The sequence below is a fragment of the Petrotoga halophila DSM 16923 genome, from assembly GCF_002924615.1.
Window position 1 is genome coordinate 1 of sequence record NZ_JALY01000136.1, and the last position, 2314, is coordinate 2314.

Consider the following 2314-nt stretch of genomic DNA (forward strand, 5'->3'; position numbering starts at 1 on the left):
TACGTTAAAGGCTCCTTGTACTCCTAGCAAAATCGTTTGTGTTGGCTTAAACTATCGAGATCATGCGGAAGAAATGAAGGACAGAATCCCAGAAGAACCGGTTCTCTTCATAAAACCGTCAACGGCTGTGATTGGACCAAAAGAAAGTATTATATACCCAAAAATGAGCAATCAAGTAGATTATGAGGCAGAACTTGCGGTTATAATTAAAGACAAAATCAAAGACATAGAAGAAGACCACGTAAAAAAACATATCTTAGGGTATACTTGTTTTAACGATGTTACCGCCAGGGACTTACAGAAGAAAGATGGACAGTGGACACGAGCAAAATCCTTTGATACTTTTGCGCCCTTTGGTCCCACAATTGTAACGGATATTGATCCAAGTAACCTAAATATCCAACTTTTACTCAACGATCAAATCAAGCAAAACTCAAATACTAATCAATTGATCTTTTCTGTGGAAAAACTCGTAAGTTTCATATCAAAAATAATGACCCTAAATCCGGGCGATGTAATTGCTACAGGCACACCCTCAGGTGTGGGACCGATGAATGTTGGAGATAAAGTGGCAGTTACAATAGAGAAAATAGGGATACTAGAAAATTATGTTAGAAACTATGCATCTATGCACTGATTATAGATGCAATGAATAGTTGATATCACTCATCTATATAACCCAAATTCTTCAATCTTTTTTTGATCGCCTTTATTTCCTCTTCAGTCAATGTTTCAATTTGGTTAGTTGATTTGTTATTCTTTTTGGTTTGCTGGATCTCCTCAGAAGATACCAAATCTCTCAGCACAAACACAACAAACTCTGTAACACTGGAATAACCAGTGTTTTCTACTATGGATTTAAGTTTATCATACAACGGTTTTGGTATTTTTAATGTCACCTTATCAGACATGAAAGTCACGCTCCAAATGATCCTTTTAATTGTATTATATCACGTCGTTTTTGATTAATCAAAGGTCTTTCTTTTTGAAAGATCTTTATGTTATTATTTGTGTATAGCTTCTTTAAAAGGAGTGGCTTAATGAACAAAAAAATCGTAATCATCGGATTAGATTGTGCCTCACCAAATTTAATCTTTGATGAGTTTTTTGATGATTTACCCAATTTAAAAAAAATTATGGAAAATGGAGTTTACAATGAATTAGAGTCGACTATTCCTCCAATAACTGTACCAGCCTGGATGAGCATGTTTACAGGTAAAGATCCTGGTGAGCTTGGAATATACGGCTTTACAAATAGGCAAAATTATGATTATCACTCTTTCTCGTTGGTTTCTTCCAAAAGCGTGAAATATAAAAAATTGTGGGATATTTTTACACAAAAAGGCAAGCAAAACATCGTGATAGGCGTACCATTGACTTACCCTCCTTCTCCCCTGAAAGGACACATGATTACCGGATTTTTAACGCCCTCTTTTGAATCTAATTATACCTATCCAAAACATTTAAAAAATGAATTACTAGCCAATACAGGGCATTTCATTTTTGACGTAAATGATTTTAGAACCGAAGATAAAGAAAGACTATTAAAAGATATCTACGATATGACTAATAATCACTTTAAAATCGCGAATTATTTAGCAAAAAACAAACCCTGGGATTTGTTTGTAATGGTTGAGATGGGGACAGACAGAATTCACCATGGATTTTGGGCTTTGCACGATAAAAAACATCCCAAACATATAAAAAGCAAATTTAATTCAGCTATTAGAGATTATTACATTCATTTAGACAATAAGATAGGAGAATTTTTGAGTGGTATTCAAGGCGATTTCGACGTTGTAATAGTATCAGATCACGGTATAAAACCTATGTACGGTGGCATAGCTATTAACGATTGGCTCATTAAGAAAGGATATTTGGTTTTAAAGGAGTATCCAAAAAAGCCCGTTTCTATAAACAAATTGATAAAAGAAAGAAAGATAGATTGGAGTAAAACCAAGGTATGGGGAAATGGTGGCTACCATGGCAAGCTATTTTTTAACATAAAAGGAAGGGAACCTTTAGGGGTAATTGAAAAAAATGAATTAGATAATTTCAAAACTAAGCTTATACAAGAGCTGAAAGACATTAAGAATGAAGATGGAAATGAGATGAATACAAACGTGTATGAACCCCAAAAAATTTATAATAAGGTAAATAATATTCCTCCCGATTTGATTGTTTACTTTGATGATCTATCTTGGAGATGTCAAGGTACCATAGGTAATGAAAGCATTTACACACATAACAACGACATTGGTCCTGATGATGCCAATCACGCCAGCCACGGTATTTTTATAAGCAGCAATAAAAT

The 2314-nt window shown here is 34.2% G+C and carries 3 protein-coding genes; 2 read left to right on the forward strand and 1 reads right to left on the reverse strand.

Translation table 11 applies throughout. The features are described from left to right. Positions 1–637: fumarylacetoacetate hydrolase family protein (locus AA81_RS06560; protein WP_103898589.1), on the forward strand; the 637-nt coding region annotated here is incomplete at its 5' end. Between the two features lie 25 nt (positions 638–662). Here AA81_RS06560 and AA81_RS06565 read toward each other — a convergent pair. Next, complete coding sequence (locus AA81_RS06565; protein ID WP_233187753.1) at positions 663–911, reverse strand: CopG family transcriptional regulator; 249 nt, start codon at positions 909–911, stop codon at positions 663–665. A gap of 129 nt (positions 912–1040) precedes the next feature. Between AA81_RS06565 and AA81_RS06570 the strand changes: the two genes are divergently transcribed. Continuing rightward, positions 1041–2314 (forward strand): alkaline phosphatase family protein (locus tag AA81_RS06570; RefSeq protein ID WP_103898590.1); only part of this gene is annotated, 1274 nt, incomplete at its 3' end.

Bases quoted from the DNA above. Each gene is read 5' to 3' on its own strand.
- AA81_RS06565 (WP_233187753.1), bottom strand. From the start codon at position 911: ATGTCTGATAAGGTGACATTAAAAATACCAAAACCGTTGTATGATAAA.